This is a genomic window from Sphingomonas paludis, from assembly GCF_053502515.1.
The window spans coordinates 2,617,734-2,630,892 of sequence record NZ_CP187558.1; the positions used below are offsets into that span (position 1 = coordinate 2,617,734).

17 protein-coding genes and 1 tRNA gene are annotated in these 13,159 nt (G+C 67.0%); 4 read left to right on the forward strand and 14 right to left on the reverse strand.

The features are described from left to right. Positions 1-69: 69 nt before the first annotated feature. The 7 genes from ACPVPU_RS12645 to ACPVPU_RS12675 all read right to left on the reverse strand — a co-directional run bounded on the left by ACPVPU_RS12645 (position 70) and on the right by ACPVPU_RS12675 (position 3,854). A tRNA-Arg gene (locus ACPVPU_RS12645) sits at positions 70-146 on the reverse strand. A 46-nt stretch (positions 147-192) separates the two neighbouring features. Further along, complete coding sequence (locus tag ACPVPU_RS12650; RefSeq protein WP_448658304.1) at positions 193-594, reverse strand: hypothetical protein; 402 nt, start codon at positions 592-594, stop codon at positions 193-195. 3 nt (positions 595-597) lie between these two features. Then, positions 598-1,269 (reverse strand): endonuclease III, encoded by a 672-nt coding sequence (nth, locus tag ACPVPU_RS12655; protein WP_448658305.1) that lies wholly within the window; start codon positions 1,267-1,269, stop codon positions 598-600. Then, complete coding sequence (gene dapB / locus ACPVPU_RS12660) at positions 1,266-1,994, reverse strand: 4-hydroxy-tetrahydrodipicolinate reductase (protein ID WP_448658306.1); 729 nt, start codon at positions 1,992-1,994, stop codon at positions 1,266-1,268. The genes nth and dapB overlap by 4 nt, the downstream gene beginning before the upstream one ends. Before the next feature lie 243 nt (positions 1,995-2,237). Further along, a complete protein-coding gene (locus ACPVPU_RS12665) occupies positions 2,238-3,002 on the reverse strand; it encodes a sulfite exporter TauE/SafE family protein (protein WP_448658307.1) in 765 nt (254 codons plus the stop codon). Positions 3,003-3,006: 4 nt separating this feature from the next. Continuing rightward, positions 3,007-3,522: a rhodanese family protein gene (locus tag ACPVPU_RS12670; protein ID WP_448658309.1), complete on the reverse strand. Its 516-nt coding sequence runs from the start codon at positions 3,520-3,522 to the stop codon at positions 3,007-3,009. After that, the gene (locus ACPVPU_RS12675) at positions 3,513-3,854 is read right to left on the reverse strand and encodes an ArsR/SmtB family transcription factor (RefSeq protein WP_448658310.1); all 342 of its coding nucleotides are present in this window, start codon (positions 3,852-3,854) and stop codon (positions 3,513-3,515) included. Before ACPVPU_RS12675 ends, ACPVPU_RS12670 begins: the two co-directional genes overlap by 10 nt. Positions 3,855-3,919: 65 nt before the next feature. Here ACPVPU_RS12675 and ACPVPU_RS12680 point away from each other — a divergent pair, with 65 nt between their 5' ends. The 3 genes from ACPVPU_RS12680 to ACPVPU_RS12690 are packed head-to-tail and all read left to right on the forward strand — an operon-like array spanning position 3,920 to position 5,660. Continuing rightward, positions 3,920-4,780 carry an MBL fold metallo-hydrolase gene (locus tag ACPVPU_RS12680; protein ID WP_448658311.1) on the forward strand — a complete coding sequence of 287 codons (861 nt, stop codon included), beginning with the start codon at positions 3,920-3,922 and terminating at the stop codon, positions 4,778-4,780. 26 nt (positions 4,781-4,806) lie between these two features. Beyond that, a complete protein-coding gene (locus ACPVPU_RS12685) occupies positions 4,807-4,956 on the forward strand; it encodes a hypothetical protein (protein ID WP_448658312.1) in 150 nt (49 codons plus the stop codon). Next, the gene (locus ACPVPU_RS12690) at positions 4,953-5,660 is read left to right on the forward strand and encodes an NAD-dependent deacylase (protein ID WP_448658313.1); all 708 of its coding nucleotides are present in this window, start codon (positions 4,953-4,955) and stop codon (positions 5,658-5,660) included. Before ACPVPU_RS12685 ends, ACPVPU_RS12690 begins: the two co-directional genes overlap by 4 nt. Positions 5,661-5,746: 86 nt before the next feature. Here ACPVPU_RS12690 and rpoN read toward each other — a convergent pair whose 3' ends face one another. The 6 genes from rpoN to ACPVPU_RS12720 all read right to left on the reverse strand — a co-directional run bounded on the left by rpoN (position 5,747) and on the right by ACPVPU_RS12720 (position 10,915). After that, positions 5,747-7,261: an RNA polymerase factor sigma-54 gene (gene rpoN, locus ACPVPU_RS12695; RefSeq protein WP_448658314.1), complete on the reverse strand. Its 1,515-nt coding sequence runs from the start codon at positions 7,259-7,261 to the stop codon at positions 5,747-5,749. A gap of 40 nt (positions 7,262-7,301) precedes the next feature. Continuing rightward, positions 7,302-8,087: an LPS export ABC transporter ATP-binding protein gene (gene lptB, locus ACPVPU_RS12700; RefSeq protein WP_448658315.1), complete on the reverse strand. Its 786-nt coding sequence runs from the start codon at positions 8,085-8,087 to the stop codon at positions 7,302-7,304. A 148-nt stretch (positions 8,088-8,235) separates the two neighbouring features. Beyond that, positions 8,236-8,784: an LptA/OstA family protein gene (locus ACPVPU_RS12705; protein ID WP_448658316.1), complete on the reverse strand. Its 549-nt coding sequence runs from the start codon at positions 8,782-8,784 to the stop codon at positions 8,236-8,238. A 6-nt stretch (positions 8,785-8,790) separates the two neighbouring features. Then, the gene (gene lptC / locus ACPVPU_RS12710; RefSeq protein WP_448658317.1) at positions 8,791-9,438 is read right to left on the reverse strand and encodes an LPS export ABC transporter periplasmic protein LptC; all 648 of its coding nucleotides are present in this window, start codon (positions 9,436-9,438) and stop codon (positions 8,791-8,793) included. Further along, a complete protein-coding gene (locus ACPVPU_RS12715; RefSeq protein WP_448658318.1) occupies positions 9,431-10,048 on the reverse strand; it encodes a ribonuclease D in 618 nt (205 codons plus the stop codon). The genes lptC and ACPVPU_RS12715 overlap by 8 nt, the downstream gene beginning before the upstream one ends. Positions 10,049-10,111: 63 nt before the next feature. Next, a complete protein-coding gene (locus ACPVPU_RS12720; protein ID WP_448658319.1) occupies positions 10,112-10,915 on the reverse strand; it encodes a TerC family protein in 804 nt (267 codons plus the stop codon). Positions 10,916-11,128: 213 nt separating this feature from the next. Here ACPVPU_RS12720 and ACPVPU_RS12725 point away from each other — a divergent pair, with 213 nt between their 5' ends. Continuing rightward, positions 11,129-11,935, forward strand: a complete 807-nt coding sequence (locus ACPVPU_RS12725) for a cold-shock protein (protein ID WP_448658320.1) — start codon at positions 11,129-11,131, stop codon at positions 11,933-11,935. 276 nt (positions 11,936-12,211) lie between these two features. Here the strand turns inward: ACPVPU_RS12725 and ACPVPU_RS12730 are convergent, their stop codons facing one another. Beyond that, positions 12,212-13,156, reverse strand: a complete 945-nt coding sequence (locus tag ACPVPU_RS12730; protein ID WP_448660516.1) for an acetyl-CoA carboxylase carboxyltransferase subunit alpha — start codon at positions 13,154-13,156, stop codon at positions 12,212-12,214. Between the last annotated feature and the right edge of the window lie 3 nt (positions 13,157-13,159).

Sequence of the window (13,159 nt, forward strand, 5' to 3'; positions counted from 1 at the left end):
TGCGGTGACTTAGCTTTTCCGTATCTTTTCCGTGCAGCGCTAAATTAGGCAGTCTAAGTCATTGAAAAATGGCGCACCCAAGAGGATTCGAACCTCTGGCCTCTGCCTTCGGAGGGCAGCGCTCTATCCAGCTGAGCTATGGGTGCGTGGTCAGGCCGGTTAGCAGAGCATTCCGCGCCGCGCCAGCCTGTTTTAGCGTCGCCGTCCTTCGATCTCCACCCGCTGGAAATTGCCCAGCCCGCACGCGCCCAGCGGTTGCAACCCCCCGCCCTGATTGGTCAGTACGCGGATGATGTCCACCGAACACAGCTGGTTGACCCGCGGTTCATAGGCAAAGCGCCGCTCGACCGCCAGTTGCGGACAGCGATTGGGCAGCGTGTTGCGATAGACCTCGCCGCCCAGCATCTCGAAATCCACCACCCGGTCGGACCGCACCTGCGTCTGGCGCAGGCGGATGGTGGAAATGCACGACACCGGCTCGCCCACCGGCGTCGCGCGCGGCGTCACCTCGGCCGCATCCTGCCCGGCCCGGTCGGGCGTCGCCACGCATCCGGCCACCAGGAACAGGCATGAAATCAACGCGGTGCGGCGCATGGTTCAATTCTCCTGCAAGGCGGCCTTGCGCTTCGGGGCGGGTGGCGGCGTCTTGGGCTTGAACGCGCAGAATGCCGCAACGTCGCATCGCCAGCATTCCGGCGTCCGCGCCTTGCAGACATAGCGGCCATGCAGGATCAGCCAGTGATGCGCGTGCAGCCGGAACGGCGCGGGCGTCGCCTTGTCCAGCTTCTTCTCGACCGCCAGCGGCGTCTTGCCCCGCGCCAGGCCAGTGCGGTTGCCGACGCGGAAGATATGCGTATCGACAGCAAAGGTCTCGGCCCCGAACGCACAGTTCATCACGACATTCGCCGTCTTGCGCCCCACGCCGGGCAGCGCCTCCAGCGCGTCGCGGTCGTTCGGCACCTGACTGCCATGATCGCGGATGAGCACCTCCGACAGGGCGATGACATTCTTCGCCTTGGCATTGAACAGGCCGATCGTCTTGATGTGCTGCTTCAGCCCCTCCTCACCCAGCGCAACCACCTGTTCGGGCGTATGCACCTCGGCGAACAGCCGCCTTGTCGCCTTGTTCACGCCCACATCGGTCGATTGCGCCGACAGGACGACCGCGACGAGCAGCTGGAAATGATTGCCAAAGGCAAGCTCGGTCTCCGGCGCGGGGTTCGCCGCCGCCAGCACCTCGTAAAAGGCGATGACGTCCGCCTTCTTCAAAGCGCCAGCACGTCCCGCATGGTGTACCGCCCCGCCGCCCTGCCGGTCAGCCACAGCGCGCCGCGCACGGCACCGCGCGCAAAGATGGTGCGGTCATAGGCGCGGTGGTTCAGCTCGATCACCTCGTCCGGCCCGGCGATGATGACGCTATGATCGCCCGGGATCGTCCCGCCGCGCACGCTGGCAAAACCGATCGTGCCCGCCACCCGCTCGCCGGTCAGGCCGGCCCGCCCGGTCACGCCCACTTCTGCCAGCGTCGTCCCCCGCCCCTCGGCCGCGGCATCGCCCAGCATCAGCGCGGTGCCCGATGGCGCATCACGCTTGGCGCTGTGATGCGCCTCGACGATCTCGATATCCCATCCCTCGCCCAGCCGCGCCGCCGCCTGGCGCACCAGGTCGGTCAGCAGCGTGACGCCAAGCGAGGTATTGCCCGTTTGCAGCACCGCAATCTCGCCCGCCGCCGCATCGATCATCGCGTGCTGCGCGTCCGTGAGCCCGGTGGTGCCGATCAGGATCGGCTTGCCCGCCCCCCGTGCCGCCGCCAGATTGGCCTCCAGCGCAGCGGGCACCGAAAAGTCGATGAGCACGTTGGCCGCTGCCGCCACCGCCGCCGGATCGCCGCCCGCATCGGCCTTGGCTGCCACTGTCACGCCCATGCGCGCCGCCACCGCCGCGATGGCCAGCCCCATGCGCCCGTCCGCGCCGAAAATGCCGATGCCGGTCATGCCGTTCCTTGTGTCCGCTGCAATCGACCAGGGGCATAGCAGCGCGGAAACAACGACCCAAGGGCGGATATTCCCATCCGTCACCCCGGCCTTGTGCCGGGGTCCAGCCTGGTCCTCGCCATTCCACCCGATGCCGCACGCTCGATGCCGGAACAGGTCCGGCATGACGGTCGGGAAGGCGCTGGCCGGTCGGCACCCCTTCCCCGCTCGTCCTGAGCCTGTCGAAGGACGCCGCCCGGCCCCTCACCCCAGCAGGATCGCGCTCGCCACGGCGACGATCATCAGCGCGAACAGACGCCGGGCCACGCCAGCGCGGCTCGCCAGCCACCGCACCATCGGCATTGCCGCCACCGTGCCCAGCGCCCCGCCCGCCACCAGCGCGCCGAACAGCGCCCAGTCGACCGACCCGGACAGGGCATAGCTGGCGCTGGTCGCTCCGCCGAACAGGGCGACGGACACCAGGCTGGATGCCGCCGCATTGGCGATCGTCATGCCCGTCGCCGCCATCAGGCCCGGCGCGATCAGGAACCCGCCGCCAATGCCGAAAAACCCGGCGGCCAGCCCCGCGCCCATCCCCGCCAGCGCCAGTTTCGGCACCATCGCGCTGGACAGATGCACCGCCGGGTCACCCTCGCTCTTGCGCGGGATCATCATCGACACGGCAATCGCGATCATCGCCAGCGCGAACCAGTTCAGCAGCGCCGCGCCGTCGGTGCGCTTGCCGATTTCCGCGCCGATCATCGCACCGGCCAGCCCGGCCGCTGCGAACACGCTGGCGCACGGCCATTTCACCGTCCCCGCCCGCGCCTGTGCGGTCAGGCCGACGGCGGCGTTCACCGCAACCGCCGCCGCCGACGTGCCGATGGCCAGATGCGTGTCGGCCACGCCAACGACATAGATCAGCCACGGCGTCGCCAACACTGATCCGCCCCCGCCGAACAGCGTCAGCAGCAGGCCGACCAGCGCCCCGCCCAGCGCCGCCAGCATCAGGCTTTCGGCCGCGCCCATCGCATCAGGCCGTGCGGCGGTTCCACGGGGCCAGCATCAGCACCCGCGCCATGCCGCAAAACCCGGTCGCCCCGGCAAAGGTCAGGCCAGCGCCGACGAACGCCGCCAGCCCGAACCAGCCCGGCGCGACGAACAGGCCCAGCAGGACGCCGATCAGGACCAGGGAACCCGCCGCGATCTGCACTTGCCGCATGATTTCCAGCGGTGCCTTCGCATCTGTGACGACCGGCAGCCCGGCCTGTGCCCATGCATCGACACCGCCCGCCAGGACATAGGCCGTGCCCGGCACGGCGGCGGCCAACCGGTCGCACGCCCCCGCCGTCCGCATCCCCGTGCGACAGGTAAAGATCGCCTCCGCCCCGGCGGGCGCAACGAACTGTCCGGCGGACAGCGGGCGCGACAGCGCACCCGACACATGGCGGCGGGCAAACTCGTCCGCCTCGCGGATGTCGATCAGCACGGCCTGCCCGGCATCGATGCGGGCACGCGCCTGTTCGGGGGTCAGGGAAATCAGCGACATTGAAGGGACTCCGGTTCGGGGGGACAATAGATCTCGGCCAGCGTGCCCATCACCTTCAGCGCGGCGGGATCGGCGATCCGGTAATGGATCGTCTGCCCCTCGCGCCGGGTGGCCAGCACCCCGTCCTCGCGCAGCATCGCCAGATGCTGGGACAGCGCCGACTGGCTGATGCCGACGCGCCGCTGCAATTCGCTCACCGGCAATTCGCCGCCATCGGCCAGCTGGCAAAGCACCATCAGCCGCCGCTCATTGGCGAGCAGGCGGAGCAGCGCCGCTGCACGCGAAGCGCTGGCTTCGAAAACGGTGCGGTCGAAACGGGTCAGGTCAAGCATGACGCGGAATATATAAGTTGATTCTAATTTAGCAAGTTCTAATATGATGGCCAAGGAGATTGACCATGCACCCCATCGTCCACGGCTTTTTCGATTCCGCCACCAACACGGTCAGCTATGTCGTCCATGATCCCGCGACCCGCATGGCCGCGATCATCGACCCGGTGCTCGACTTCACCCCCAACAACGGCCGCACCGGCACGGCCAGCGCCGATGCGCTGCTCGCTCATGTCCGCGACCACGGCCTGACCGTCCAGTGGCTGCTGGAAACGCACGCCCATGCCGATCATCTGTCGGCGGCGCACTGGCTGCGCGAACAGACCGGCGCGCCCATCGTCATCGGCGGCCATATCGCGGACGTGCAGCACATCTTCGCGCCGCTGTTCGAGGCGGACGACGTGACCCCGGACGGCAGCGTGTTCGACCGTCTGGTCGGCGACGGCGACACGCTACCGCTCGGTGATATGGCGATCCAGGTCATCCACACGCCGGGGCACACGCCCGCCTGTGTCAGCTATCATGTCGGCGATGCTCTATTCGTCGGCGATACCCTGTTCATGCCCGACTATGGCACCGCCCGCGCCGACTTTCCCGGCGGCGATGCGACGACCCTTTATCGCTCCATCCGGCGGCTTTTAGCCCTGCCCCCCGAAACCCGGATGTTCGTCGGCCATGACTATCTGCCGCCGTCGCGCACCGACTATGCATTTGAAACGACCGTCGGCGATCAGCGCGCGCGCAACATCCATGTCCATGACGGGGTGAGCGAGTCGGAGTTCGTCGCCATGCGCACCGCCCGCGACGCCCGGCTCGACGCCCCGCGCCTGATCCTGCCCTCCCTGCAAGTGAACATCCGCGCCGGTGCCATGCCACCGCCAAACCTGCAGGGTCAGGTCTATCTGCGCATTCCGGTCAACGCGATCTGACGGCGTTGATGCAGGGGGCACTCGCAATGTTGGATTTGGCCTGCTTAAGTGCCGCCATGCCCGCTCCTCGCCTTGCCCACTACCTCGCCAACGGCATCGTGAAGCCGGTTTGCCTGACAATCGCCGGGCAGGAAAAACCGATCCGTTTCGTCAAAACTGTCAACCGTCAGCCATGACCCGTTCGGTCCCCTCCATCGTCATCCTGACCGGCGCGGGCATCTCGGCCGAAAGCGGCATCGCCACTTTTCGGGGCCCCGGCGGACTGTGGGAGGGACACCGGGTAGAGGATGTCTGCACGCCGGAGGCGCTGGCGGCGGACCCCGATCTCGTCCACCGCTTCTACGACCTGCGCCGCGCCGCGCTGGCAACGGTACAGCCGAACGCTGCCCACCATGCCCTTGCCCGGCTCGACGCCGAATGGCCCGGCGACCTCCTGATCGTCACCCAGAATGTCGATGACCTGCACGAACGCGCCGGGGCGAAGCGGCTCATTCATATGCATGGCGAACTCAAATCCGCCCTCTGCGCTGCCTGCGACCATCGCCAGCCATGGCCCGATGCCCTGCCGCCCGGCAGCGTCTGCCCCGTCTGCACCGCGCCGGCGCTGCGCCCCGACATCGTGTTCTTCGGCGAAATCCCTTACCGGATGGACGAAATTGAAATCGCGATCCGCGACGCCGACCTGTTCGTCTCCATCGGCACCTCCGGCGCGGTCTATCCGGCGGCCGGCTTCGTCCAGACCGCCCGCCATATCGGCGCCCACACGCTGGAAATGAACCTCGATCCCTCGGCGGGCAGCATCTTCTTCCACGAAAGCCGCCTGGGCCGGGCGGGCGACCTGGTGCCCGAATGGGTGGAGGCGGTGCTGGCGGCCCGATAACCCCTCCGTGTTCCTGCGAAAGCAGGAACCCAGAGCCACAAGGGGCCACGCTCAACCACTCTGGGCTCCTGCTGTCGCAGGAGCACTTATCCTCCCAGCGCCTTTTGCCGCCGCCGCTGGACCGAGCTACCGATGCCCATCGCCTCGCGGTATTTCGCCACCGTCCGCCGGGCGATGTCGAACCCCTTGGCGTTCAGCATCTCGACCAGCGTGTCGTCGGACAGGATCTTCTTCGGATCCTCCGCCTGAATGAGCGACCGGATCGCTGCCTTCACCGCCTCCGCCGACACCGCATCGCCGCCATCCGCCGACTGAATCGCGCTCGTGAAGAAATATTTCAGCTCGAACAGCCCCCGGGCACAGCTCAGATATTTGTTGCTGGTCACACGACTGACGGTGGACTCGTGCATCTCGATCGCGTCCGCCACCCGCGCCAGCGTCAGTGGCCGCAGATGGGCAACACCATGCAGGAAAAACGCCTCCTGCTGCTTCACGATCTCGCTCGCCACCTTGATGATCGTCCGCTGCCTTTGGTCCAGCGCCTTGACCAGCCAGTTGGCGCTGGCCAGGCAATCGGACAGCCACGCCTTGCCCGCCTTGTCCTTGCCCGCGCTGCCGGACAGTTCGGCATAATAGCTGCGGTTGACCAGCACGCGGGGCAAGGTCGCCGAATTGACCTCTACGGCCCAGCCCGCGCCACGGCGCGACACGAACACGTCCGGCGTGACCGCCATCGTCGCGTCGCTGCTGAACCGGCAACCGGGCTTGGGATCATAGCCGCGCAGTTCGCGGATCATGTCGGCCATGTCCTCGTCATCGACGCCGCACATGCGCTTGAGCTGAGCGATTTGGCCTCGCGCCAGCAGGTCCAGATTGTCGATCAGCCGCGCCATGCACGGGTCGTACCGGTCCGCTTCCTTCGCCTGGATGGCCAGGCATTCGGCCAGGTTCCGCGCGCCGACGCCGCTGGGATCGAACGTCTGGATCGTCGCCAGCACCCCCTCGGCCTGCACCAGCGGCACGCCCAGCCGGTTGGCAACATCCAGCAGCGATACAGTCAGGTATCCGCACTCGTCGATTTGGTCGATCAGGTGCAGCGCGACGAACAGGTCCGCACCCGCCAGCGCCTGTCCCGCCTGTGCCGTCAGATGTTCGGCCAGCGACAGGTCGGCCCCGGCAAAGCTGTCGAAATCGGTGCCGTCCTCCGGCCCCGCCCCGCTGAGGCCGGATACGCCGAGCGCCCCGTCCATGCCGCCCACGGAATCCGATGCGCTGTCGTGATGAAAGGTCTCGGTGGTGAAATCGACGTCCAGCGCAGCTTCGTCACCGCCGCCCCCGCCGGTCAGCAATTCGCTGGCGTCCGCCGGGCCGTCGCGCGGCTCGACCAGATCGGCGGTCAACTCGCCCCCGTCTCCGTCACTGCCCGAACCGTCATCGTCGCCGCGCTGCGCATCGAGCAGCGGGTTCTTTTCCAGCTCCTCGGCGATGAACCCCTCTATCTCCAGGTTCGACAGCGCCAGCAGGCGGATGGCCTGCTGCAGCTGCGGCGTCATCACCAGCGATTGCGTCTGGCGCAGGTCGAGGCGCGGCGCGAGCGACATTATCCGCCCCCGCCCCCGGCCCGCCCTGCGATCAAGACCATTACAGCGAGAACCCCTCGCCCAGGTACAGGCGACGGACATTGGCATCCGCGACCAGCTCCGCCGGCGACCCGCTGAACAAAACGCGGCCACCATAAATGATATAGCCGCGATCGACGATTTCCAGTGTCTCGCGCACGTTGTGATCGGTGATCAACACCCCGATGCCGCGCGTCTTCAGGTCCTTGACCAGGTCGCGAATGTCGGAAATCGAAATGGGATCGATTCCGGCAAAGGGTTCGTCCAGCAGCATGATCGTCGGATTGGCGGCCAGCGCGCGGGCGATTTCGGCCCGTCGCCGCTCGCCGCCGGACAGCGCCATCGACGCCGAATCCCTCAGCCGGGTCAAGCCGAACTCGTCCAGCAACTGTTCCAGCCGTGCCTGGCGGCGATCCTTGTCCGGCTCCGCCAGCTCCAAGACCGCTAGGATGTTCTTCTCGACGCTCAGCCCGCGAAAGATCGACGTTTCCTGCGGCAGATAGCCCAGGCCCAGCACCGCCCGGCGATACATGGGCAACCCGGTGATGTCGGTCCCGTCCAACAGGATGCGGCCCGCATCCGGCTTGACCAGGCCCATGACGGAATAAAAGCACGTCGTCTTGCCGGCACCGTTCGGGCCGAGCAGGCCGATCACCTCGCCATTGCCGACGTTCAGCGACACGTCCGACAGGACGCTGCGCTTGTCATAGGATTTGGCGATCGAAACGACCGACAGCCCCTTGTCCAGGCTCGGCTCGGCGGGCTGGGCGGACACATCGGCCGCCAAGGGCGCGATCACTTCGGTCATTGCTTGTTCCGTCCCGCCTCTGGTCCATCCTGCGTCGCCGCTATCCGGTAGGAGCGCGGCCATCGGGTTGGCAGGAATCCTGCATGATTTGCAGGGCCCTGCCAAGGGGCACCCGGCAGCCTTGCGTCAAATATCTGGAATTACGGCGCTATTGCCGCCGCTCGGGAACGGAGAAGCGACCGGACACCCGGCCGCTACCGGTGGTGGTCGTCGCGCCGGCCGCGCCCGCGCCGGTCGCCCGCCCGTCGATCACCGCCCGCCCGGTATCCAGGTCGATGGTCAGCCGACCGCCGTTCAGCGTATTGGTCCCCTGGGTCAGCCGGACATTGCCGACCATGGTGATGCGCCGGGCATTCAGGTCATAGACCGCATATTGCGACCGCGCCGACTGGTCCGGGCGAACGACGGTGACGCCGCCAGCCGCGTCCAGCCGCGACACCTGCGGCGAACCGCCGATCACCTGTCCGGTATAGGCGACCGTCACCCGGTCGGCGTTCAGCCGCATCGTCGCCTGACGGATGCTGACCCCGCCGGACAGGACGGCGCGGTTCGCCCGGTCCTGCAGGTCGATCAGCTGCGCCTCGAAATCGATCGGTGCGTTCGAATCATGGCGCACCTGCCCCACTGCCGAACCGGAAAGGGCAACCGTCGCCCCGATCAGGGCAAGGGCCGCAGAATAGGCAAGTGCGCGCGTCATGGCCCGCTATTTCGTGCGGCCCGGGTAAATACGCAAGCGCGCATTGCCCCTGAGCGAAACGGTTCGCGCCTCCAGGTCGGCATCCAGCCGGTCGGCGCTGAAATTGCCCATATTCGTCGTGCCGGTCACCGCCGATCCGCTGCGCAGCCGCTTGGTGCGCAAGTCGACCAGCGCATCGCGTGTGTCCAGCGCATAGCCATTGGCGGCCCGGAACCGGATCGGACCGTCGATCGCCACCTGCTGACGGTCGATGTCATAGCGTCCCCGCTCGGCGGTCAGCGCCGCCGGGCCATCGTCCAGATTGATCCGCGCGGCCAGATCGTTCAGCTGCACGATCGGTTCGGCCGCACTTTTCTGAACCGCGGAACCGGCATTAATCTGGAACCCCCGCCCACCACTGTCGGCGCCGCGATACTGGGCGCGTTCGATCCGCAACCGCTCCGGCGCAACCTCGACCTTGTTCTTGTCCAGGATGAAACTGACGTCGCCGCCCATGGTCAGCGGCGCCATCACCAGAAACGCGGCCAGCACGCCGATGCCGATCGGCAGCACGGTCTGCAACAGCCCGACGATCCGGTCGTGCCGCCCGCCGGGCAATGCCCAGCGGGCGCCCGCCTGCCGCGCGGCGGCTGCGGGCACGATGGCATCAGACATGGGCAAAGATATCGACCTCCGGCCATCCCGCCAGGTCGAGCGCGGCGCGATGCGGCAGGAAATCGAAACAGGCCTGGGCCAGCGCCGTCCGCCCCTCGCGGGCCAGCCGCACGTCCAGTTCCGCCTTCAGCGCGTGCAGATACCGCACGTCCGATGCGGCATAGTCGCGCTGGGCATCGCTCAGCACCGGGCCGCCCCAGTCGGACGATTGCTGCACCTTGGACAGCTCGGCGCCCAGCAATTCGCGCACCAGCTCCTTCAGCCCGTGCCGGTCGGTATAGGTGCGGACCAGGCGGGACGCCGTCTTGGTGCAATAGACCGGAGCCGCCACCACGCCCAGATAATGCTGGACGGCGGCCAGGTCGAACCGAGCGAAATGATAGAGTTTCAGGCGGGCCGGATCCGCCAGCACCGCCTTCAGGTTCGGTGCCGCATAGTCGCTGCCGGGATTGAAGCGGACCAGATGCTCGTCGCCCCGTCCGTCGCTGATCTGCACCACGCACAGCCGGTCGCGCGGCGTGATCAGGCCCATGGTTTCGGTATCGACGGCCACCGGCCCGGGGCCAAGCGCGCCGTCGGGCAGGTCTTCTTCATGAAAATAAACGGTCATCCGGGCGGACTAGCGGCAAAGCCCGCCCGGCTCAATGCTTCTCGTCAGTGCCGTCGCGGCCGGTCAGTGGACGCTGCCGCCGCGCGCCGCTTCCTTGCGCGCCCGCGACCGGCGCGACAGGATGTTCAGCGTCTCGACCCCGGCGGAAAAGGCCATGGCGGCATAGATATACCCCTTGGGCACATGCACGCCGAACCCGTCGGCGATCAGCACCGCACCGATCATCAACAGGAACCCCAGCGCCAGCATGACGACCGTCGGATTGGCGTTGATGAACTTGGCCAGCGGATCGGCGGCGACCAGCATGACCGCGACGGTGATGATGACCGCGGTCATCATGATCGGGACATGTTCGGTCATGCCCACGGCGGTCAGGATCGAATCTATCGAAAACACCATGTCCAACGCGACGATCTGCGCAATGGCCGCACCGAACCCCAGCGACGCCGGCCCCTTCTTGTCCAGCGCCGCGCCCGACGGTTCGGGGTCCATGGTATGATGCACTTCCTTCGTCGCCTTCCACACCAGGAACAGGCCGCCCGCGATCAGGATCAGGTCGCGCCACGAAAACGCGGTTTCAAACGCCGGAGCGCCATGCTCGTCCAGCGGTCCGACCAGCCCCAGGTCGAATACCGGCGTGGTCAGCGAAACGATGAACGCGATCATCGACAGGAATGCCAGCCGCATCACCAGCGCCAGGCCGATGCCGATCCGGCGGGCGCGCTGCTGCTGATGGGCGGGCAGCTTGTTGGACAGGATCGAAATGAAGATCAGATTGTCGATGCCCAGCACGACTTCGAGCACGACCAGCGTCACCAGTGCGGCCCATGCAGCGGGATCGACGATCAACGTGGCGATTTCGGACATTGGAAACTCCCTGTTCGATGCATCCTGTCGCGCAACCGCCACGGCTAGGCAATAACCGAATGAGTTGCTTCGATTTCATTCGCCGCGCCGGGCTTTTTGCGTTATGCACAACATCAGGCGCAATGTGGTTTAGCGCCGGAACCCTTGCGTTTCTCGTCCGACGCCCTGGGTTGATGATGAAAATGAGGCCGAGCACGGAAGACGAACAGGGCAATGGGTTTTGATCGAGGGCGCCGGGGTGAACGCGGCGGGCGCGGCAGAGACAAGCGCGATTCTTTTGGTGACGAGGGCGGTTTCGGCGGCGGCGGCGACCGGTTCGGCGGCGGCGGCTTCGGCGGTGGTGACCGGTTCGGTGGCGGCGGCTTTGGCGGCGGCGATCGCTTCGGTGGCGGCGGTGGTGGCGGCTTTGGCGGCGGCGACCGATTCGGCGGCGGCGGCGGTGGCGGCGGCTTCCGCGGCGGTGGCGGCGGCGGTGGTCGCGGCATGCCCCCCCAGGTCGTTGGCGAGGGCACGGGCATCGTCAAGTTCTTCAACGGACAAAAGGGCTTCGGCTTCATCGTGCGCGATGACGGCGGCGAGGACGTGTTCGTTCACATCTCTGCGGTCGAACAGGCCGGCCTAACCGGGTTGGCCGAGGGTCAGCCGCTGGGCTTCACCCTGGTCGACCGGGGCGGCAAGATTTCGGCAACCGACCTCAAGATCGATGGCGAGCCGATGCCCGTCACCGATCGCGGCCCGCCGCGCGACCGCGATGCCGGTCCGCGCGCCGGTGGCTTCGGTGCCGCTCCGCAGCGCCAGCTGACCGGGGAAAAGGCGACGGGAACCGTCAAGTTCTTCAACGCGATGAAGGGCTTCGGCTTCATTCAGCGCGATGACGGACAGCCGGATGCGTTCGTGCACATCTCCGCCGTCGAGCGTGCCGGCATGAGCACGCTGAACGAAGGCGATCGTCTGGAATTCGAACTGGAAGTCGATCGTCGCGGCAAGATGGCTGCGGTCAATCTCCAGTCGTCGGGCTGATCCCCGCCGAATCGGTTTTGGAGAGGAGAACAGGCCGGGCGGCACGTACCGCCCGGCCTTTTTCGTGCGCTATCGGGATTGGACCGCCCGGTAACCGGACAAGCCAGGTTCGTCGGGCAGGAGAGCCACGGGCAGCCCTTCTGATCGGCGCAACCAATCCCCCGCAAGCCCGGGCATCGGCACCGGCGTCAGCGCCGATGGGCCGGCGCGGCTTTCATCATCGATAGTGCACCGGGCAATGCCTTGCACTGCCCGTCCGGCCGATGGCCCGTCGTTTCAGACGCGACCCATCGCCAGGAACTTCGCCCGGCGGGCCGAACGCAGCGATTCGGGCGAATCGCCCTCGATCGCGGTCAATTCCCGGTCGATCGCCTGGCCCAGCGCCGCGATGGCCGCCGCATGGTCGCGGTGCGCACCGCCCTGGGGTTCGCCGACGATGCGGTCGATGACGCCCAGCGCCTTCAGGTCCTGCGCCGTCACCTTCATGGCCTCTGCCGCATCCGCCGCGCGGTCGGCGGTGCGCCACAGGATGGATGCGCACCCCTCGGGCGAGATCACCGAATAGACCGCATGTTCCATCATCAGCACCCGGTTGCCCGCGGCCAGCGCAATCGCGCCGCCCGAACCGCCCTCGCCCAGGATCGATGCGATCACCGGCACGCCCAGGTTCAGCATCGCCTCGGTCGAACGGGCAATCGCCTCTGCCTGGCCCCGCTCCTCGGCCTGGATGCCGGGAAAGGCGCCCGATGTATCGACCAGCGTGATGACGGGCAGGCCGAACCGGCCGGCCAGTTCCATCAGGCGGATCGCCTTTCGGTATCCCTCCGGCTTGCCCATGCCAAAATTGTGGCGCAGCCGGCTGGCGGTATCGTCGCCCTTTTCATGGCCGATCACCATCACCCGCCGCCCCATGAACCGGGCAAAGCCGCCCAGGATCGCGGTGTCGTCCGCAAAGGCGCGGTCGCCGGCCAGCGGGACGAACTCCTCGAACAGTCCGGCGGCATAATGCTTGAAATGCGGCCGATCCTGGTGCCGCGCGACCTGCGTCTTCTGCCACGGGGTCAGCCGCGCATAGGTGTCCTTCAGCAGCCGGTCCGACTTGCCCTGCAGCTTGGCGATCTCTGCGCCGATATCCACCGACCCGTCGGCCGCCGTTTCGCGCAGTTCGTCGATCCGCGCCTGCAGCTCGGCGATTGGCTTTTCGAAATCTAGGAACATCATGGT

Excerpts from the sequence above, each read along its gene's own strand:
- ACPVPU_RS12685 (WP_448658312.1), top strand. The coding sequence starts at position 4,807 with ATGTTGGATTTGGCCTGCTTAAGTGCCGCCATGCCCGCTCCTCGCCTT.
- ACPVPU_RS12675 (WP_448658310.1), bottom strand. The coding sequence starts at position 3,854 with ATGCTTGACCTGACCCGTTTCGACCGCACCGTTTTCGAAGCCAGCGCT.
- ACPVPU_RS12725 (WP_448658320.1), top strand. The coding sequence starts at position 11,129 with ATGGGTTTTGATCGAGGGCGCCGGGGTGAACGCGGCGGGCGCGGCAGA.
- lptC (WP_448658317.1), bottom strand. The coding sequence starts at position 9,438 with ATGTCTGATGCCATCGTGCCCGCAGCCGCCGCGCGGCAGGCGGGCGCC.
- ACPVPU_RS12665 (WP_448658307.1), bottom strand. The coding sequence starts at position 3,002 with ATGGGCGCGGCCGAAAGCCTGATGCTGGCGGCGCTGGGCGGGGCGCTG.
- ACPVPU_RS12670 (WP_448658309.1), bottom strand. The coding sequence starts at position 3,522 with ATGTCGCTGATTTCCCTGACCCCCGAACAGGCGCGTGCCCGCATCGAT.
- rpoN (WP_448658314.1), bottom strand. The coding sequence starts at position 7,261 with ATGTCGCTCGCGCCGCGCCTCGACCTGCGCCAGACGCAATCGCTGGTG.
- lptB (WP_448658315.1), bottom strand. The coding sequence starts at position 8,087 with ATGACCGAAGTGATCGCGCCCTTGGCGGCCGATGTGTCCGCCCAGCCC.
- ACPVPU_RS12705 (WP_448658316.1), bottom strand. The coding sequence starts at position 8,784 with ATGACGCGCGCACTTGCCTATTCTGCGGCCCTTGCCCTGATCGGGGCG.
- ACPVPU_RS12730 (WP_448660516.1), bottom strand. The coding sequence starts at position 13,156 with ATGATGTTCCTAGATTTCGAAAAGCCAATCGCCGAGCTGCAGGCGCGG.
- ACPVPU_RS12650 (WP_448658304.1), bottom strand. The coding sequence starts at position 594 with ATGCGCCGCACCGCGTTGATTTCATGCCTGTTCCTGGTGGCCGGATGC.
- ACPVPU_RS12690 (WP_448658313.1), top strand. The coding sequence starts at position 4,953 with ATGACCCGTTCGGTCCCCTCCATCGTCATCCTGACCGGCGCGGGCATC.
- dapB (WP_448658306.1), bottom strand. The coding sequence starts at position 1,994 with ATGACCGGCATCGGCATTTTCGGCGCGGACGGGCGCATGGGGCTGGCC.
- ACPVPU_RS12715 (WP_448658318.1), bottom strand. The coding sequence starts at position 10,048 with ATGACCGTTTATTTTCATGAAGAAGACCTGCCCGACGGCGCGCTTGGC.
- ACPVPU_RS12680 (WP_448658311.1), top strand. The coding sequence starts at position 3,920 with ATGCACCCCATCGTCCACGGCTTTTTCGATTCCGCCACCAACACGGTC.
- ACPVPU_RS12720 (WP_448658319.1), bottom strand. The coding sequence starts at position 10,915 with ATGTCCGAAATCGCCACGTTGATCGTCGATCCCGCTGCATGGGCCGCA.